Origin of the sequence: Desulfitobacterium dichloroeliminans LMG P-21439 (genome assembly GCF_000243135.2) — a bacterium.
Classification (GTDB): Bacteria; Bacillota; Desulfitobacteriia; order Desulfitobacteriales; family Desulfitobacteriaceae; genus Desulfitobacterium; species Desulfitobacterium dichloroeliminans.
In genome coordinates this window covers 2,708,484-2,726,248 of record NC_019903.1, presented here as the reverse complement: position 1 = coordinate 2,726,248, position 17,765 = coordinate 2,708,484, and the positions used below count along the sequence as shown (strand labels likewise).

The window sequence follows — 17,765 nt, the reverse complement described above, 5'->3', positions numbered from 1 at the left end:
GTTTATGACGGGGCGGCTAAGTGAATACAACGAAAAAAGAAATTTTACTAAAACGCTGGAGCCTGAAGGGAAAATAGATTCTGATGAGCAGTTAAGATTTGTTGTCCAACACCATCTAGCCCGCAATGACCACTATGATTTGCGCTTGGAATGGCAGGGGGCTCTTTTGAGTTGGGCTGTACCTAAGGGTCCTTCCTATAATACACATGACAAGAGGCTTGCTGTCCAAGTGGAGGATCACCCTCTTGAATACAGGAACTTTGAGGGGATGATTCCCAAGGGCGAATATGGTGGCGGCGTGGTCATGCTCTGGGATGAGGGCTTATGGGAGCCTCGTGGCAATGTGGATGAAGGGCTGATTGAAGGTAGCCTGAAGTTCGTTCTGCACGGAAGACGGCTTAAGGGAAAATGGGCCTTGGTCCGGCTGAAATCGAAGGACGGAGAGACGAGGGATAACTGGCTTTTGTTGAAAGAAAAAGATGAACATGCCAAAAACGAAGTAGGGATTGCCACATTTACCACCAGCATCCGGACCGACCGCTCCATGTCAGAAATCGCAGCCGGTGCCGAGACAAAAATCACAAGGAACCCCTTTGACAGAGCGGATGTACAACTGGCCAAGCTGATAACCAAGGTTCCTGTGGGTGAGGATTGGCTTTATGAGTTGAAGTATGACGGCTATCGGATTTTGGCGTTTGTGGAAGGCAATAGCGTCCGGTTGATGACTAGGAACGACAATGATTATACTAGACGGTTTTCAGGGGTGGCTACTGCCCTCATCACTATGGCTGCCGGAAGGGCAATGATTCTCGATGGGGAAATGACCATCACGAATCCTGAGGGCAAGACAGATTTCCAGGCGCTGCAAAACTATCTGAAGAACCCCCAGGAGCAAAGCTTAACCTATATCGTCTTTGATCTTCTGGCGTTAGATGGTATGGATCTGCGAGGACGGCCCCTTATCGACAGAAAAGCTGCCCTTGAAGCTTTGCTAAAGGATGCGCCCGGAAGCATTTACTACAGCCGACATGTTATCGGCAAGGGAAAGGAGAGCTTTCTTGCTGCCTGTGAGGCAGGTCTGGAGGGAATCATCGGTAAAAGAATGGATTCCTTATACAGGTCAACGAGAAACGGGGACTGGATCAAACTGAAATGTGAGCAAAGGCGGAATTTTGTCATTGGGGGATATACGCTATCCGACAAAAAAACCAGCGGAGTAAGCTCGCTTCTGCTTGGAATCTATGAAGGCGAGGATTTCATCTATTGCGGACGCGCCGGAACGGGGTTCAGTGAACGTGAAAGAAAGAAGCTGGCGGAACATTTCAGAAGCCTACACAAGGCGGAGCCGTCTTTCAAAGAAGCACCCCAGGCAAGATCTAATGAAAGAATTACTTGGCTTGAACCTCAACTGGTCGCGGAAATTAAATTTGCTGAATGGACAGAAGATCAGCGGTTGAGGCAAGCAAGCTTTAAAGGCTTGCAGGCAGATAAGCATCCTCGGGATATCCAAAAAGAAACGACCATCAATGAATTAGATAGTCCCCAAGAAGCGGAGAATCCAAAAGAATTGGAGAGCAAAATGGTAACAAAGGACAACAGTATCGTCATCGCTGGAATAAAAATTACCAATCCGGATAAGGTGATGTTTGAAGAACCTAAAATTTCAAAAGCGGATGTGGTCCGCTATTACGAAATGGTGTCGGAACGTATGCTGCCCCATGTAAGTTACCGAGTCCTTAGTATTGTACGCTGTCCCAAGGGCATCTCGCAGACTTGCTTCTATAAAAAGCATCCCGGTCCGGACAGCAAGGGAATCATCACTCTTCCGATCACCACCGGCAGTGGGGAAATTGAAGATTATTTCTATATTGAGAACAAACTGGGACTTATTTCAGAAGCACAGATGGGGACGCTAGAATTTCATACATGGGGAAGCCGTATCGAGGTACTGGAAAAACCTGATCTGATGGTATTCGATCTAGATCCGGATGAAGGAATGGATCTAAGCAGGGTGCGTCAGGGGGTGCGGGATGTTAAAAGTATTCTTAGTGAGCTTTCCCTGAACGCCTATCTTAAGACCAGCGGCGGCAAAGGTTATCATGTGGTTGTTCCTTTAGAACCCTCCGTTTCCTGGGAAGTGTTTTATAGCTTTGCTCGGGGTGTTGCCGAGGTGATGGAGCAAAAATGGCCTGACCGATATACAAGCAATGTTAGAAAGGCAAAGCGAGCAGGCAAAATATTTATCGACTGGATTCGCAACGGCAGAGGGGCTACCAGCATTGCCCCCTATTCCTTAAGAACAAGAAAAGGAGCTAAGGTATCGATGCCTATCGACTGGGATGAACTTGACACGATTGCCCCAGACGGTATCGATATGGCGGAGGCGCTCGCGAGGATGGCCGGCGCTGACCCTTGGCAAGATTTCTTTCGAGCTCAGCAGAAGCTAAAATGATTCTTGTAAATCTTTATCTCTCCAATCACCTGAATATGTGGTTGGAGATTGTTGTATTTTGAGGTATTCTAACCTATCGTTGCTTTGTTGCTTGTCAGCCGAAACATCCTAAGTTATAATATTAGTACCAGGTCGTAAAATGATAAGAGTGGTGGTATTATGACAAGACATCATAAACATGAACGCCATCAAGCGTTACGAGAGGAAATCGAAAATAATCCGTTTTCTACAGATGAAGAGCTTGCGAAGCATTTCGGGGTAAGCGTCTCAACCATTCGCCTAGACCGGACTGAATTATGTATCCCAGAGCTTCGGGAACGCACCCGAGCTGTTGCCCATGGAGCTTATGATGCTCTTAAGTCCCTAGGGGAAGCGGAGCTTGTCGGTGAGTTGCGCGAGCTGCGCGTTGGCGATTCGGGATCGACCCTGCTAAAAATCGATGAGACAATGGTTTTAAGCAAGGCCCGAGTGACGCGAGGACATCATCTATTTGCCCAAGCTAATTCCTTAGCCATCGCCCTTGTGGATGCGGAGATGGTCGTCACGGGGAGCGTCGATATGAAGTTTTTGCGCCCTGCCCGTTATGGAGAAGTGGTATTAGCAGAAGGGAAAGTATTGAGCCGTAAAGACAATAAGTACCAGGTTGAAATTAAGTCTTACGTTGACCAAGAGGTGGTATTATTCGGGACTTGGGTTGTCTTCTCTATTGAAAAGCCCTTGGAAGAGTAAGAAGGGAGAGTAGCGAAATGAGAATCGCTGTGGATGCTATGGGAGGGGATCATGCCCCGGTCGAGATTGTCAAAGGCGCACTCCGAAGCGTAGAACATTTTGACATTGAAGTTGTTCTCGTTGGACAGACTGAACGTATCAAGGAATGCTTGCCACAGGGTGAATTGCCGAAAAGAATACACATTCAGGAGGCCTCTGAGATCATAGAGATGGATGAGCATCCTGCGCAAGCCGTTCGCAAGAAAAAAGACTCATCTATTGTGGTGGCTACACGCATGGTCAAGGAAGGAACGGCGGATGCCTTGGTAAGTGCGGGAAGCACTGGAGCGCAGATGGCAGCGTCCTTGCTAGGTTTAGGCCGTATCAAAGGGATTGACCGCCCGGCTATCGTTACTGTGCTTCCTACCTTAGAGGGAGGAAAGCTCATCCTTGATGTGGGGGCAAATCCGGATGCCAAGCCGGAACATCTTGTTCAATATGCCATGATGGGTAGTATCTATGCCGAGAGCATCCTCGGGATTGAGAACCCCAAAGTAGGGCTTCTCAATATCGGGACTGAGGAAACGAAAGGGAATGAATTGACGATAGCTACCTATCCACTTCTCCAAAAGTCTCCCTTGAATTTCATCGGAAACGTGGAAGGCCGAGCTGTTCCTTATGGACACGATGCGGATGTGGTGGTCTGTGATGGCTTTGTGGGCAATGTGGTTTTGAAGACCACAGAGGGATTGGCTGGGGCACTGTTTCAGTTGATTAAGGAGAAGATTACCTCCACAACAGTTCGCAAGCTAGGAGCCCTTGCTATTAAACCGGGCTTAAAGGAAATCGCGAAGATGCTGGACTATGCAGAGTATGGAGGGGCTCCCTTGCTGGGAGTTAACGGGATCAGTATTATTTCTCATGGAAGTTCCAATGAAAAGGCTATCTTTAATGCCATCCGAGTGGCCAAGGAATGTGTAGAGAGCGGTTTTATTGAGGAGATTAAGCAGGAACTTCCACGATTTGCGTCCGCACAAGAGTGAACGAGACAGATAGAACATAATTGTACGCGAGAAAGAAGGATACATCATGGTAAGTGTAGGAATCGTGGGCACCGGCTCATATGTACCGGAGAAGGTGTTAACGAATTTTGATATGGAGAAAATTGTCGACACAAATGATGAGTGGATTGTCTCCAGAACAGGAATTAGGGAACGGCATATCGCTGATGCAGAGACACCTGTCTCAGAACTATGCTATCAGGCTGCTTTGCGAGCTTTAGAGGATGCTAACCTTGCGCCGGAAGAGCTGGATCTGATTATTGTGGCTACCCTTACCCCTGATTTTGTTTTTCCGGCCACAGCTTGTTTGATAGCCGAAAGACTAGGGGCTAGAAAGGCCGCGGGCTTCGATCTCCAAGCTGCCTGTACCGGTTTTCTATATGGGGTTGCAACAGCATCCCAGTTTATTGCGACCGGCATGTATAAAAATGCTTTAGTAATCGGTGGCGAAACCTTAAGCAAGCTCTTAAATTGGGAAGATCGAGGGACCTGCATTTTATTTGGGGACGGAGCAGGGGCGGCAGTTTTACAGCAGGTCGAAGATGGCTATGGATTTTTAAGCTTTGACCTGGGTATGGATGGCTCAGGCGGACATCTATTGCATGTGCCAGCGGGTGGATCCATGTATCCGGCTACCGCTGAAACCGTAGAGAAGAAGATGCACACCATTCATATGGCGGGTAGTGAAGTTTTCAAATTTGCAGTTCGCATCATGGGAGAGACGGCATTAAAGGCTCTAGCCAAAGCAGGTTTAAATAAAGAGGATATCGACTGTCTTGTACCTCATCAGGCCAATACGCGCATTGTTGATTCAGCTGTTAAACGCTTGGGCATTGATCCTGAGAAAGTGATTGTCAATCTTGATCGCTATGGGAATATGTCAGCGGCTTCGATTCCGGTGGCTTTAGATGAGGCCTCACGTAGTGGTCGCTTAAAGTATGGGGACATCATGGTTATGGTAGGGTTTGGCGGAGGATTAACATGGGGAGCCGCCGTAGTAAAGTGGTCCAAGAGAGGGGTTTAATCAGTGATAAAAACAAAGATTTGTGATCTCATAGGTATTGAGCATCCGATTTTTCAGGGGGGTATGGCTTGGACCGCTACTGGAGAACTCGCTGCCGCGGTATCCGAAGCGGGAGGCTTAGGAATTATCGGTGCTGGGCAGGCCCCTGCCGATTGGCTGAGACAAGAAATTCATAAGATCAAAAAAATTACAAGCAAACCCTATGGGGTCAATGTGATGCTTATGTCTCCTTTTGTTGAGGACGTCATGCAAGTCATTGTCGAGGAACGCGTTCCGGTCATCACGACAGGAGCAGGGAACCCCGGTAAATATATCCCGATGCTTAAAGAAATCGGCACCAAAATAATTCCGGTGGTAGCTTCGGTGGCCTTAGCCAAGCGTTTAGAAAAGGCAGGGGTCGATGCGCTGATTGCCGAAGGCATGGAATCCGGTGGTCATATCGGTGAAATTTGCACTTTACCCCTTGTTCCACAGGTTGTTGATGCGGTAAGTATCCCTGTCATTGCTGCGGGTGGAATCTATGATGGACGAGGGATGATTGCTGCCTTAGCTCTAGGGGCTGAGGGGGTCCAGATGGGGACTCGCTTTATGTGTGCGACCGAGTGCACCATTTCCCCGAAGGTTAAAGAGATGGTGATCAAAGCTAAGGATCGGGATACTGTCGTAACCGGACGTTCCACAGGTCATCCCGTTCGTTGCCTAGGCAATAAATTAACCCGTGAATTTGATCAGCTGGAAAAGGCGGGAACTCCGCCGGAAGAGCTGGAAAAGATGGGGGCCGGAAAACTGCGCTTGGCCATGGTTGAAGGAGATACCCAGAATGGGTCGGTGATGTCCGGGCAGATTGCCGGGGCGGTTGAGAAGATTGAGTCGGCGGCTGAGATCGTTCGAGATGTGATGGAGGGGGCTGAGCGGGAGCTGGCGCGGCTTCGAGAGCGGTTTGGGAAGTAGCTTGGCCTTCGGTTCGAGTAGATTTTTTTGGGACTTTGCTGTATTTGAGTAAGGTTCTCTAGGACTTTGTTTTACGCGTTCACTCTGTAAGTTGCGCGCACCCGTTCTAACGCTCAAGCTTACCGCTCCGTCGGGACCTGCGCCACTATGTTTTCGTCTGTGGTGCTGTGGCTTGGGCGAAAGCCTCATCCGGCTTTCGTCCCGCTAAATCGCCATCCTTGGCTCTCTAGCGGGTTAGAAACGTCCTGTTTCCAACCCGACTCCGCTGCAAGCTTTTCGCGAAGAACGGGTAGCTGCTCGCTTAGAAGCCGTTCTCTGCTGTAAAGCAAAGTCCTTGGGCCGCTTCTTCAGAATTAGTATTCTCTCGGGTCAGAGAGTGCCTATTTTTTTGTTTCAAAAGACCTGCAAGCGTAGCTTTTCGCACAGGAGTCGTGAGCTCCGAAAAAGAAAGCCTCCAGTGGAGGGTTTCAGGAGTTCACGCCCGAAGGTAGCGATTTTAGCGGAGGGGTGTTCAGGCGAACGATGCTTTCGGGGGGGTAGCGGCGCCACTGGTTCACATGCTGTAAGCAGAAGGGTTTGGCATAGCTCCCCCGAAAGCGAGAGCGCCAGCCCCGGAGCTACTGAGTACGTGAGATCCGATGAAGAAAGCCTCCGGTGGAGGGTTTCAGGGGCTCACGCCCGAAGGTCCGATGTGCGAAAAGCTACACGACCCGAGCAATGACTCGAAAATACGACCTGATATATGACCCCAAAAAAGAGCCGAAAGGAGCAACCGATTTGACGAAAATAGCCTGTATCTTCCCCGGTCAGGGCTCCCAATATGTAGGGATGGGCAAAGATCTCTTCGCTACCTCTTGGGGAAATGAAGTGTTAGAGACTGGCAAGCGAATTCTTGGGGAAGAATTTATACGGGTTCTCTTTGAAGGGCCCGATGAGGAATTGAAAAAAACCGCGAATACCCAGCCGGCAATCTTGCTGGCCAGTGTGGCAGCCTGGCGGGGGATTCAAGAGTCAGGGCTGAGACCTGATTATTTTGCCGGTCATAGTCTTGGGGAGTATTCTGCTTATGTGGCAGCCGGAAGTATTTCCTTGGCGGATGCCTTAAGGGTAGTGCGTCGACGGGGTGAATTGATGCAAGCGGCTGTTCCCGAGGGTCAGGGGGCTATGGCGGCTATCCTTGGCTTAGAGGGCCTTAAGGTGGAAGAAGCCTGCCAAAGGGCCGGGTCGGAAGCCGATGGAGTTGTGGGACCGGCCAATTATAATTCGCCCGGTCAGATTGTTATCTCCGGAGAGACAGACGCGGTTCAAATAGCATGTCAATATGCCAAAGAACTAGGGGCGAAACGAGCCATACCCCTAGCTGTCAGTGGCCCCTTTCACTCACCTTTAATGAAGGGAGTAGGAAGGGATTTGCGCCCAGTGCTCGAATCTATACAATGGCAACAGCCCAGTGCCCCGGTTATCTCCAATATCGATGCGGCTGAAGTTACCGATCAGGGAGTTATTGTGGAAAGCTTAGTTGGCCAAGTGAGTGGAGCGGTGCTCTGGGAGCAAACCATCCGCTACCTTGGAGAGCAAGGGGTGGATACCTTTATTGAGCTGGGGCCGGGGAAGGTTTTAACAGGTTTAGTTAAGAAAATTCTCCCCGGAGTAACGCTGCTGAATGCAGAGGATTTAACTTCTCTTGAAAAGCTACTTGCATATTTAAAGGAGAGTAGATAAAATGTTGCTTGATAATAGCGTAGCCATCGTGACTGGTGGAGGGCGTGGTATCGGACGTGCCATCGCCTTGGAGCTGGCTCGTGCGGGAGCTAAGGTCGTGGTGAATTATGCAGGACATGCGGAAAAAGCCGAGGAAACCGTGCGCTTCATTCAGGAGTTGGGTGGAGACGCTTGCGCAGTTCAGGCAGATGTCAGCCAAAGTGAAGATGTGGAACGATTGATTGAGACCACACTTAAAACTTTTGGTAAGATAGATATCCTAATCAATAATGCGGGTATCACACGCGATACATTATTGCTCCGCATGAAGGAAGTGGATTGGGATGCTGTATTGGATACGAATCTCAAAGGAGTATTCTTATGCACCAAGGCTGTCAGCAAATCAATGATGAAGCAGCGTTCAGGAGTTATCGTCAATATCACTTCTGTAGTGGGAATTAGCGGTAATGCCGGGCAAGCTAATTACTCGGCAGCTAAAGCAGGAATTATCGGCTTTACAAAGTCCGTGGCTAAGGAGCTGGCATCCCGAGGAATTCGAGTGAATGCAGTTGCTCCGGGGTATATTTCTACGGATATGACGGAATCCTTAGCAGAAGGAGTCAAGGATCAAGTGCTGGGGCAAATCCCCTTAAACAGAATGGGTAAACCCGAGGACGTGGCCCAAGCCGTGGTCTTTTTGTCCTCACCCTTAGCATCCTATGTGACCGGACAAATTCTTTCCGTCGATGGCGGAATGGCTATGTAGACCATCCCCATCCAGTATTGAGAGGAGGTGAACAGGAAGAATGAGCGCATTTGACAAAGTGAAATCGATCGTGGTGGATCAACTTGGGGTAGAAGAAGATGAAATTTCATTAGAAACAACCTTCGCAGATCTGAATGCGGATTCCTTGGATATCGTTGAACTTATTATGGCTCTTGAAGAGGAATTTGATCTCGATATTCCAGATGAGGATGCAGAGAAAATCCGCACTGTGGGGGATGCTGTAAACTACATCAAGGAAAATAAGTAACCTAGAAGCACATAGAGAGTCCCGTAGAATGCTGCGGGGCTTTCTTGTAAAGCGTTTTTTCTTTGAGTTCCGAGGTAGTTTCTAAGCTAAATTTAGGAGCAGGTCTTAGTTTTATCCTGATGAGGATGGATTATTAAGTGATTGGAACTGAAAGATTCATATAGATTCGTATCAAGGAATGAAAAAAGTTAAGTAAGAAATCAAAGTGAAAAATATCGTATCAACCTTTTTGATTTGAATGGAGGAACTTAAGTGAAAATACCAGAACTCCACCTAGCCCATCATGTTGCCAAAATGCCTGTTATCCAAGGGGGTATGGCTGTACGCATATCGATGGCTCCCTTAGCAGCAGCTGTTGCAGAGGAAGGTGGCATCGGCATCATTGCCGGGAGTGGTTTAACTGTTGAGGAATTAAAACAAGAAATTCGTGAAGCGAGAAAACGCACGTCGGGAATTATCGGGGTCAATGTTATGTTTGCCGTTCGAGAATTCGCCCAGCTCGTTAAAGCAGCTTTCGATGAGAAGATTGATCTGCTCATCTCCGGAGCAGGCTTTTCTCGAGATATGTTTACCTGGGGAAAAGAAGCGGGAATTCCTGTACTACCCATTGTATCTTCGGCGAAGCTTGCGCATTTATCGGAAAAGCTGGGGGCTGCTGCTATCATTGTAGAAGGAGCAGAAGCTGGCGGACACCTAGGCACAGACCGATCCATGCGGGAGATTCTTCCGGAGGTTAAAGAAGCCGTTAAAATCCCAGTCATTGGTGCCGGCGGGGTCATGGATGGCAAGGATGTTGCAGACGTGCTTCGTTTAGGAGCTGACGGAGTGCAGATGGGCACTCGATTTGCCCTAAGTACGGAGAGCAGTGCTGCACCGGAGTGGAAGCAGCATTTGATTCAGGCTCAGGATGAGGATATGGTCATTGTTCATAGCCCGGTCGGGTTACCGGGACGGGGAGTTCGTAATCCTTTTACCGATGCTTTAACCGAAGGCAAAGACATGAGGCGGATCGGATGCGACCAATGTCTTAAGCATTGTGAACGTAATTTTTGCATTATGGATCGTTTAATCAAGGCTCAACAAGGAGATATAAAAGAAGGTCTGGTGTTCTCGGGGGCTCATTTCACTCGAGTTAAAGAGGTTCTATCTGTCCATGAAATATTTGAAAATATTCGTGAAGAGATCCTCAGGGCTTAATCGTAGATAGAGTAAAAAGGAGGACAAAAATGAATAAGAAGCGAGCGGTAATAACGGGAATGGGAGTCGTTTCCCCTGTGGGCAGTACTTTAGAAAAGTTCTGGGAAAGTTTGATTAAGGGACAATCTGGAATTGATTTAGTGACTCGATTTGATGTCAGTGAGATGCCTACTAAAGTAGCAGCCGAAGTCAAAGACTTTGAACCTACCGATTGGTTGGATCGTAAAGAAAGCCGGCATATGGACCGCTTCACCCAACTAGCAATGGCAGCAGCGAAAATGGCCGTTAAAGATTCAGATCTTGACTTAGATCAGCTGGATAAGGCAAGAGCAAGTGTCATTGTTGGAACGGGTGTCGGCGGGGTGACTACTCTTGAGCAACAGAAGGAAGTCCTTATGGCCAAAGGCCCAGGAAGAATTAGTCCCTTCTTTATCCCCATGCTGATTTCCAACATGGCGGCGGGTCATATTTCTATCGAGTTTGGCTTCCAAGGCTCCAGCTTAAGCGTGGCTACGGCCTGCGCTTCGGCGACGAACGCCATTGGCGAAGGGATGCGGCTGATTGAAAATGGCTATGCGGATTTAGTGGTTTGTGGTGGAACTGAAGCACCGATCATTCCGCTGGCTTTTGCTGGCTTCTGTGCCATGAAGGCCATGTCTACAGAGAAGGACCTTCCTCAAGAGGCCTGTCGCCCCTTTGATGCCAGACGGTCAGGATTCGTCATGGGTGAAGGGGCCGGTATTCTCGTTCTGGAATCCGAAGAGCATGCGCAAAAGCGCCAAGCTAGGATTTATGCTGAGCTTTCCGGCTATGGCAGCACCTGTGATGCATACCATATTACCTCCCCGGCGCCGGGTGGAATCGGAGCCATTCAGTCCATGAAGGTGGCCATGGAAGGGGCTCAAGTCCTTCCGGAAGCTGTTGATTATATTAATGCCCATGGAACAGGTACCAACGCTAATGATGCGGCAGAAACTGCGGCCATTAAGACCCTTTTCGGAGAAGCCGCTCAAAAGGTTGCGATTAGCTCCACTAAATCGATGACGGGGCATCTACTTGGTGCTGCAGGAGCTATCGAGGCTATCGCCTGCGTTTTAACAATTCAAAATGGGGTGATTCCACCGACCATGAGCTATGGAGAGCCGGACCCTGAATGCGATTTGGATTATGTCCCGAATAAAGCAAGGCAGAAAGATGTTAAAGTAGCTTTATCAAATACCTTTGGTTTTGGTGGACATAATGCTACAATTGTAGTGAAGAAGTTCTAGGTGAGTAAGGAGTTATGAGCGGTGGATAAGAAACAACACGGCACGGGAAAAGTGTCAATGCACAATCTCCATGGGAATATACGCCATAAGTATCATGCAGATTCCGTGAAGCGTATTCCCACTGGCGTTGATTTGGCAAAACGGTTGGAGTTGGATACACCTCCTAACCGTTTGTTAACTACCGCTTTGACCCATCCTTCGTACTTGTTTGAAAATCCACAATCCGGTCTGGACAATAATCAAAGGCTGGAGTTTCTGGGTGATGCGATCCTAGATTTTGTGGTAGCAGAGTATCTTTACCTGAGTTATCCGGAACGACCCGAAGGGGAGTTAACCAAGATGCGGGCTGCGGTGGTCAATGAGAGCACTTTAGCCCGCACGGCTAAAAAGATCCAGCTTGGAAAAGAACTGCTTTTAGGTAAAGGTGAACAAGTCTCAGGCGGTAGGGAAAGACCTTCCATCTTAGCAGATGCGTGGGAGGCAGTGGTAGGAGCTATTTATCTACAATATGGTTTTCAGGAAGCAAGACGGGTCATCCTGACGCAGTTGAAGGATGAAATCACTGAAGTGGCACAAGGGAATTATGGAGATTATAAGACCATGCTTCAGGAAAAGGCCCAACGGGAAGAAACAGAAGTCAGTTATCGCATCCTAGCCGAAGAAGGTCCCGACCATAATAAACGCTTTACAGCAGGAGTCTACCTGCAAGGGAGCCTGCGCGGAAAAGGTAGCGGACGCACCAAAAAGGAAGCGGAGCAACGTGCTGCTCAACAAGTGCTAGATGAAATGGGAGGAGAGAATAATGGCTAAGGCCGCAGCTCTCCCTGTTTTCTTGAAATCCATTACGATCCAAGGGTTTAAGTCCTTTGCGGACAGAGTGAAGTTAGAATTAGGTCATGGTTTGAGTGTCGTCGTCGGACCCAATGGAAGCGGCAAGAGCAATGTAGCGGATGCGATTCGCTGGGTGCTCGGGGAACAGAGCGCCAAGAACCTGCGCGGCAGCAAGATGGAAGATGTCATTTTTGCGGGAAGCAACGCGAGACGTCCCGTCGGTATGGCGGAAGTGTCTTTGGTTTTTGATAATACCACAGGAATATTTCCTCTGGATTACCAGGAAGTCGTCATTACGCGAAGAGTCTATCGTGATGGCGAAGGACAGTATTTTATTAATCGCTCCTCTTGCCGGCTAAAAGATATCCATGAGCTTTTTATGGATACGGGTGCTGGAAAAGAAGGCTTCTCCATCATTGGTCAAGGCCGTGTAGAGGAGTTGCTAAACCAAAAGTCCGAAGATCGACGAACCATGCTAGAAGAAGCCTCAGGAATCACCAAATACAGAATGCGCAAACGGGAAGCACTTAAACGTTTGGATGAAACAGAACGTAACTTGGAACGGATCAGGGATATCTTAGTAGAAATCGAAGGACAACTAGGCCCCTTAGAAGAACAAGCGGCCATCGCTAAAGAAGCAGTTGAATTAACTACAGAACAGAAAGCTCTCGAGATTGAGATCGTTACGCATGATCTTAAAGAGGTGCGGACCAGGCTCACCTCTTCAGCCCAAGAGACAGAGGAGCTCCAGGCGGCGATTGCTGCAACGGTGGCTGCCTTGAGCCAAAAGGAAAGCGAAATCCTCTATAGCAAGGTTAATCTCAATCAAGCTGATGAGAAAATTCAAAAGCAACAGGAAAATACCTATGCCATCGATCAGTCCATAAATGAAATCATCCAGGAGATACGCCTTCGTCAGGAACGAGAAGGTTATCTCGGTGAGCAGATTTCCCGTGTTACAACGGAAGTTAAGGATAACGAAGAGAAGGTTCATAGCAGCTCAGAACAACTAAGATCTGTAGAGGGTAGAAAATCCCTTCTCATCAAGACCATCCAAGAGTCCAATCAGACTTTACAAGAGGATGAGCAGCGGTATGCCGAGGCGAAAGCGAAGAATGGGCTAGATGAGTTGGAAACTTTAAGGGAAAATCTAGCCTTAGTTCAGAAAGAGCTTGCGGAATCAGCAGCAGAATTAAGCCGGGTAACGCACCAATTTGAGGCTCTCACCGTAAGTCAAAATCAATGGGTTGGAGAAAAAAGGGATAAAGAATCAAGTCAAGCTACTTATGAGCAAGAGGAAGAGGTTATCCTAGGTCAGATCAAGGTCCAAGAGGATCGGCACCGAGCCAGTCAACAAGAGCTAGAGAAAATCCAGCGGGATTTGGCACAACTCCGTGAGCAGAACAGGGTAAAGCAAATTGAGCTTCGCCAGTGGAGTGGCGAGTTAGAAAAGAAATCGGCCCGCTACCATGCTCTGAAGAATCTTGAAGATTCCTTGGAAGGGTATCAACGGGGCGTTCGAGAGCTCATGCAAGCAAAGAAGAAAGGGGTGGCAGCCTGTCAACAGCTTTGTGGGACCTTGGCCGATTTGCTACAGGTGGAAGAACAACACGAGGTGGCTATTGAGGTCGCCTTAGGTGGGGGAATCCAGAACATTGTCACCGAAACGGAAAAAGGTGCTAAAGAAGCTGTTCACTATCTAAAAACCCATAATTTGGGTCGTGCGACGTTTTTGCCCCTCGATGTCATTCAAGGCGGGCAAACGAACGTAGCGAAAGAGGTTGCTAACGATCCTGGATTTATCGGGTTAGCAGTAAATCTCATCACATTTCAGGAGAAATATCGTAAGGCTTTCGAATCCCAACTGGGGAGAATCGTCATTGTTAGCGATATGGAGGCAGCGACCCGCGTGGCACGCGCTTCTGGGTATCGGGCTCGGATCGTCACCTTAGAAGGTGATCAGGTTCATCCGGGTGGCTCTTTGACCGGTGGTAGTTACCAGAGAAAAGGTGCCAATATTTTGGGACGATCTCGAGAGCTCCAGGAGCTACAGCAGGAATGCGAAGCTCGACGTCGGCAGCTGCGAGAACTTGAAGAGAAAATTAATCTACTCAATACCCAGATCCAGAAGCAAGAGGAAGGCCTCAAAGCCCTTGCCGCTGAAGAGCAAGAATTAAAATCCGGCTTAGCTGTATTAAGAACCCACCAGCTTAATCTTCATGAACAAATTCAGCGCCTTAAGGCTGAAATCGCGGACCTTAACCATCGTCTGGATGGAATGAATCAAGAGGGTGAGGAACTGCTCCGACGGAAAACAAGGAGAGAAGAGGAGCAGCTTCAACTTAAAGCACGCCTGCATGAAGCACAAGGGGCCTTAAGCCTTCAAGAGGAGCAGAATCAAAAGGCAAGTCGCGAGCTAGAGGTGCTTCAAGAGAGTTTAACCCAAGCGAAGGTTCAAGCGGCCAAGTGGGAGCAAGAGCTTAAGCAAGCCACAGAGCGCATCGAAGAAGTACAAGCCCTTCTCTTGGAGAACAACCTTCTCCTCGAGCAAAAACGCCAGGATCTCATGGAATTAGAAGTAGGGAAAGCCCGTATAGTCCAAGAGCAAAGGGAATGGGATGCCCAACGCCAAGAAACGGCAGAGAGGCAGCGGCAAGCTCAGGAAAGGCTGGTTGCCTTGCGTCAAGAGCGTGAGATTCTATCCAAGGAGCTCATGGAACAGGAACGCCTAGCTCAAAACCAAAGGCAAGAACAGCAAGGCTTGGAGCAAAAGCTCCATAATTTAGAGGTGCGGCTGGCACGCTGGGATGCAGAGTGGGAAACCGGTTATAAGCGCTTACAAGAGGAATTTGCTTTAACTTGGGAAGAAGCCCAAGCCTACGAGACTGAACGAAGCCAAGGGGGGATGACTGCCAGGGTTCAAGAAATCAAACAGCGGCTCGAATCGCTGGGTCCTGTGAACCAGGCGGCCATCGAAGAGTTCCCCAAGCTGCAAGAACGCTTCGTATTTTTATCTGTGCAAAAACAAGATCTCGAAGAGGCGAATGACTCTCTCCACGACTTGATTGGTGAATTGGATAAAACCATGTCCGAGCGCTTTCAAGAAGGGTTTACGGCAGTCAATGAGGCCTTTCAAGTGGTCTTTAAGGAGTTGTTCAACGGCGGCTTTGCCGAACTACGGTTAGTCGATCCAGACAATCTTTTGGAGACCGGGGTAGAGATTATCGCACAGCCACCCGGTAAAAAAGCCCAGCTTCTTTCCCTGTTGTCCGGGGGAGAACGGGCTCTCACAGCTATTGGCTTGCTCTTTGCCTTGCTCAAAGTGAAGCCTAGCCCCTTCTGTATTCTTGATGAGATTGAAGCTTCCTTGGATGATGCCAACGTAACCCGCTTCGCTCAATATGTCCATCGTTTAGCTAATTCGACTCAATTCTTGGTCATCTCCCACCGTAAGGGAACCATGGAAGCAGCCGATGTGCTCTATGGTATTTCCATGGAGGAGTCCGGTGTATCCAAGCTTCTTTCTGTAAAATTAGCAGAACAAGATAAGGATATCCAAACGGCGTGATGGATTTACGTAAGTTTGGATGGGTCTTAAATAGCCTAATGAATAGATGAATTAGAAAAGGATACCTCTTTTAGGGAGGTATCCTTTGTTTTTCACACAACCTAGAAATCAACTATTTGCGTTTTTTCGCTTGTTGTTTCACTTGTTGTTTCACTTGTTGTTTCCCAATCTCATCTTTCCTTTTACAAATATGCCCTTTAATAATTTCTCTACCTATTAAGCCTATAAAAAACAAAGTTTGCATCACCGAAACATATTGGCTATTATTATCGAGCACTTCAAGATTGGATTCACCAAACGCCTTATACGAGAACCAAGAAAATAAAACTAAGGATATGATACACATAACATTCGCAAGTACAATAAACCAGGAGTTAGTATACTCATTTTTCGATATTACCCTAAATAAATCGATTGTTAGGATTGCAACTCCAAGAAAACAGATAGATATTACTATTACCTAGATTCTACGTCAGTACTTCAAAAAGCATAATCAAAGCCTTGATAAATATGCGTTCCTTCGAAATTCAGCTTTCACCCATTGGGTGAAAGAAAAGTGCTCAAAAATATGTTAAATTATCAGCTTTTATGACTCGATATATGGTAAAATAATAGTAAGAAAAGTAGTAAAAAGGGGTTCTAATTATGATTAATAAAATTGATTTCAAAGCTAAGAATCTAACATCAAATGCAGGTCTTTTTCTGCTCCTTGAGAATGCAAAAAGCAATGGGATTTTTGATTTTATTGAAAATGACCTCGTATTTGATAATGACTCAACAAATAAAATCAAGATGAATCATATAAAGACCATGCTCTGCGGTCACTTCATTGGCATTGATAAGTTAGAACGTCTAAAGCTACTTCAAAATGATCCCCTCGTCAACGAGTTTGATATTTCCGTAAAAGAACCTGAAACAGTGTCACGGTTTCTAGGAAACTTCAACTTCAAGACAACCCAAATGTTTAGAGACATTAATTTTAAAGTCTTTAAAAAACTGCTCACTAAAAGTAAATTGACATCCATTACGATTGATATTGATAGTAGTGTAATTAACGTAGAAGGTCATCAAGAAGGTGCGTCAAAAGGATATAATCCTAAGAAACTGGGAAACCGATGCTACAATATCCAATTTGCATTTTGCGACGAATTAAAAGCATATGTTACCGGATTTGTAAGAAGTGGCAATACTTACACTGCAAACGGTGCTGCGGAAATGATCAAAGAAATTGTTGCTAACATCAAATCAGACGATTTAGAAATTTTATTTCGAATGGATAGTGGCTACTTTGATGAAAAAATTATCGAAACGATAGAATCTCTTGGATGCAAATATTTAATTAAAGCCAAAAGTTATTCTACACTCACCTCACAAGCAACGAATTCATCAATTGTATTCGTTAAAGGAGAAGAAGGTAGAGAAACTACAGAACTGTATACAAAATTAGTTAAATGGGAAAAAGACAGAAGATTTGTCGTATCTCGCGTACTGAAACCAGAAAAAGAAAGAGCACAATTATCACTTTTAGAAGGTTCCGAATACGACTACTTTTTCTTTGTAACAAATACTACCTTGCTTTCTGAAAAAGTAGTTATATACTATGAAAAGCGTGGTAATGCTGAAAACTATATCAAAGAAGCCAAATACGACATGGCGGTGGGTCATCTCTTGCTAAAGTCATTTTGGGCGAATGAAGCCGTGTTTCAAATGATGATGCTTTCATATAACCTATTTTTGTTGTTCAAGTTTGATTCCTTGGACTCTTCAGAATACAGACAGCAAATAAAGACCTTTCGTTTGAAGTATGTATTTCTTGCAGCAAAAATAATCAAAACCGCAAGATATGTAATCATGAAGTTGTCGGAAAACTATCCGTACAAGGGAGTGTATGAAAAATGTCTGGTATAATAAGAATATCATCAATAAAATTGAGTGTTGCTCTGTGGATAACTTGCAGAGTTTATTAAGTA

Annotated in this window: 14 protein-coding genes; 13 read left to right on the top strand and 1 reads right to left on the bottom strand. The window is 47.0% G+C overall.

The window, feature by feature from the left end; translation table 11 throughout:
- The first annotated feature begins 4 nt into the window (after positions 1–4).
- From ligD to smc, 12 genes are all read left to right on the top strand, one after another.
- Entirely contained in the window at positions 5–2,452 is a 2,448-nt protein-coding gene (gene ligD / locus DESDI_RS12960) for a DNA ligase D (RefSeq protein ID WP_015263065.1), read from the top strand.
- Positions 2,453–2,611: 159 nt separating this feature from the next.
- Complete coding sequence (gene fapR / locus DESDI_RS12955; protein WP_015263064.1) at positions 2,612–3,181, top strand: transcription factor FapR; 570 nt, start codon at positions 2,612–2,614, stop codon at positions 3,179–3,181.
- Between the two features lie 17 nt (positions 3,182–3,198).
- Positions 3,199–4,203 carry a phosphate acyltransferase PlsX gene (gene plsX, locus DESDI_RS12950; protein ID WP_015263063.1) on the top strand — a complete coding sequence of 335 codons (1,005 nt, stop codon included), beginning with the start codon at positions 3,199–3,201 and terminating at the stop codon, positions 4,201–4,203.
- Positions 4,204–4,249: 46 nt separating this feature from the next.
- Positions 4,250–5,245 (top strand): beta-ketoacyl-ACP synthase III, encoded by a 996-nt coding sequence (locus DESDI_RS12945; protein ID WP_015263062.1) that lies wholly within the window; start codon positions 4,250–4,252, stop codon positions 5,243–5,245.
- A gap of 3 nt (positions 5,246–5,248) precedes the next feature.
- On the top strand, positions 5,249–6,196 hold the full coding sequence (gene fabK, locus DESDI_RS12940; protein ID WP_015263061.1) for an enoyl-[acyl-carrier-protein] reductase FabK: 948 nt from the start codon (positions 5,249–5,251) through the stop codon (positions 6,194–6,196).
- Between the two features lie 777 nt (positions 6,197–6,973).
- Entirely contained in the window at positions 6,974–7,918 is a 945-nt protein-coding gene (gene fabD, locus DESDI_RS12935; protein WP_015263060.1) for an ACP S-malonyltransferase, read from the top strand.
- Position 7,919: 1 nt separating this feature from the next.
- Positions 7,920–8,663, top strand: coding sequence for a 3-oxoacyl-[acyl-carrier-protein] reductase (fabG, locus tag DESDI_RS12930; protein WP_015263059.1), 744 nt, complete (start codon positions 7,920–7,922; stop codon positions 8,661–8,663).
- Positions 8,664–8,703: 40 nt separating this feature from the next.
- Positions 8,704–8,931 (top strand): acyl carrier protein, encoded by a 228-nt coding sequence (acpP, locus tag DESDI_RS12925; protein WP_015263058.1) that lies wholly within the window; start codon positions 8,704–8,706, stop codon positions 8,929–8,931.
- A 252-nt stretch (positions 8,932–9,183) separates the two neighbouring features.
- Positions 9,184–10,128, top strand: coding sequence for an NAD(P)H-dependent flavin oxidoreductase (locus tag DESDI_RS12920; protein WP_015263057.1), 945 nt, complete (start codon positions 9,184–9,186; stop codon positions 10,126–10,128).
- A gap of 29 nt (positions 10,129–10,157) precedes the next feature.
- Entirely contained in the window at positions 10,158–11,396 is a 1,239-nt protein-coding gene (gene fabF / locus DESDI_RS12915; protein ID WP_015263056.1) for a beta-ketoacyl-ACP synthase II, read from the top strand.
- Between the two features lie 21 nt (positions 11,397–11,417).
- Positions 11,418–12,206: a ribonuclease III gene (rnc, locus tag DESDI_RS12910; RefSeq protein WP_015263055.1), complete on the top strand. Its 789-nt coding sequence runs from the start codon at positions 11,418–11,420 to the stop codon at positions 12,204–12,206.
- Complete coding sequence (smc, locus tag DESDI_RS12905; protein WP_015263054.1) at positions 12,199–15,795, top strand: chromosome segregation protein SMC; 3,597 nt, start codon at positions 12,199–12,201, stop codon at positions 15,793–15,795. Before rnc ends, smc begins: the two co-directional genes overlap by 8 nt.
- A 112-nt stretch (positions 15,796–15,907) precedes the next feature.
- On the opposite strand, the gene DESDI_RS17915 is transcribed toward smc, so the two are convergent.
- Positions 15,908–16,072: a hypothetical protein gene (locus tag DESDI_RS17915; protein ID WP_156801136.1), complete on the bottom strand. Its 165-nt coding sequence runs from the start codon at positions 16,070–16,072 to the stop codon at positions 15,908–15,910.
- Between the two features lie 368 nt (positions 16,073–16,440).
- Between DESDI_RS17915 and DESDI_RS12900 the strand changes: the two genes are divergently transcribed.
- Positions 16,441–17,703 carry an IS1380-like element ISEcp1 family transposase gene (locus DESDI_RS12900; protein ID WP_000608644.1) on the top strand — a complete coding sequence of 421 codons (1,263 nt, stop codon included), beginning with the start codon at positions 16,441–16,443 and terminating at the stop codon, positions 17,701–17,703.
- The last annotated feature ends 62 nt before the right edge of the window (positions 17,704–17,765 follow it).

What these genes read in the sequence shown, in the direction of transcription:
- ligD (WP_015263065.1), top strand. Translation starts at nt 5, where the DNA reads ATGACGGGGCGGCTAAGTGAATACAACGAAAAAAGAAATTTTACTAAA.
- fapR (WP_015263064.1), top strand. Translation starts at nt 2,612, where the DNA reads ATGACAAGACATCATAAACATGAACGCCATCAAGCGTTACGAGAGGAA.
- plsX (WP_015263063.1), top strand. Translation starts at nt 3,199, where the DNA reads ATGAGAATCGCTGTGGATGCTATGGGAGGGGATCATGCCCCGGTCGAG.
- DESDI_RS12945 (WP_015263062.1), top strand. Translation starts at nt 4,250, where the DNA reads ATGGTAAGTGTAGGAATCGTGGGCACCGGCTCATATGTACCGGAGAAG.
- fabG (WP_015263059.1), top strand. Translation starts at nt 7,920, where the DNA reads ATGTTGCTTGATAATAGCGTAGCCATCGTGACTGGTGGAGGGCGTGGT.
- acpP (WP_015263058.1), top strand. Translation starts at nt 8,704, where the DNA reads ATGAGCGCATTTGACAAAGTGAAATCGATCGTGGTGGATCAACTTGGG.
- fabF (WP_015263056.1), top strand. Translation starts at nt 10,158, where the DNA reads ATGAATAAGAAGCGAGCGGTAATAACGGGAATGGGAGTCGTTTCCCCT.
- smc (WP_015263054.1), top strand. Translation starts at nt 12,199, where the DNA reads ATGGCTAAGGCCGCAGCTCTCCCTGTTTTCTTGAAATCCATTACGATC.
- DESDI_RS12900 (WP_000608644.1), top strand. Translation starts at nt 16,441, where the DNA reads ATGATTAATAAAATTGATTTCAAAGCTAAGAATCTAACATCAAATGCA.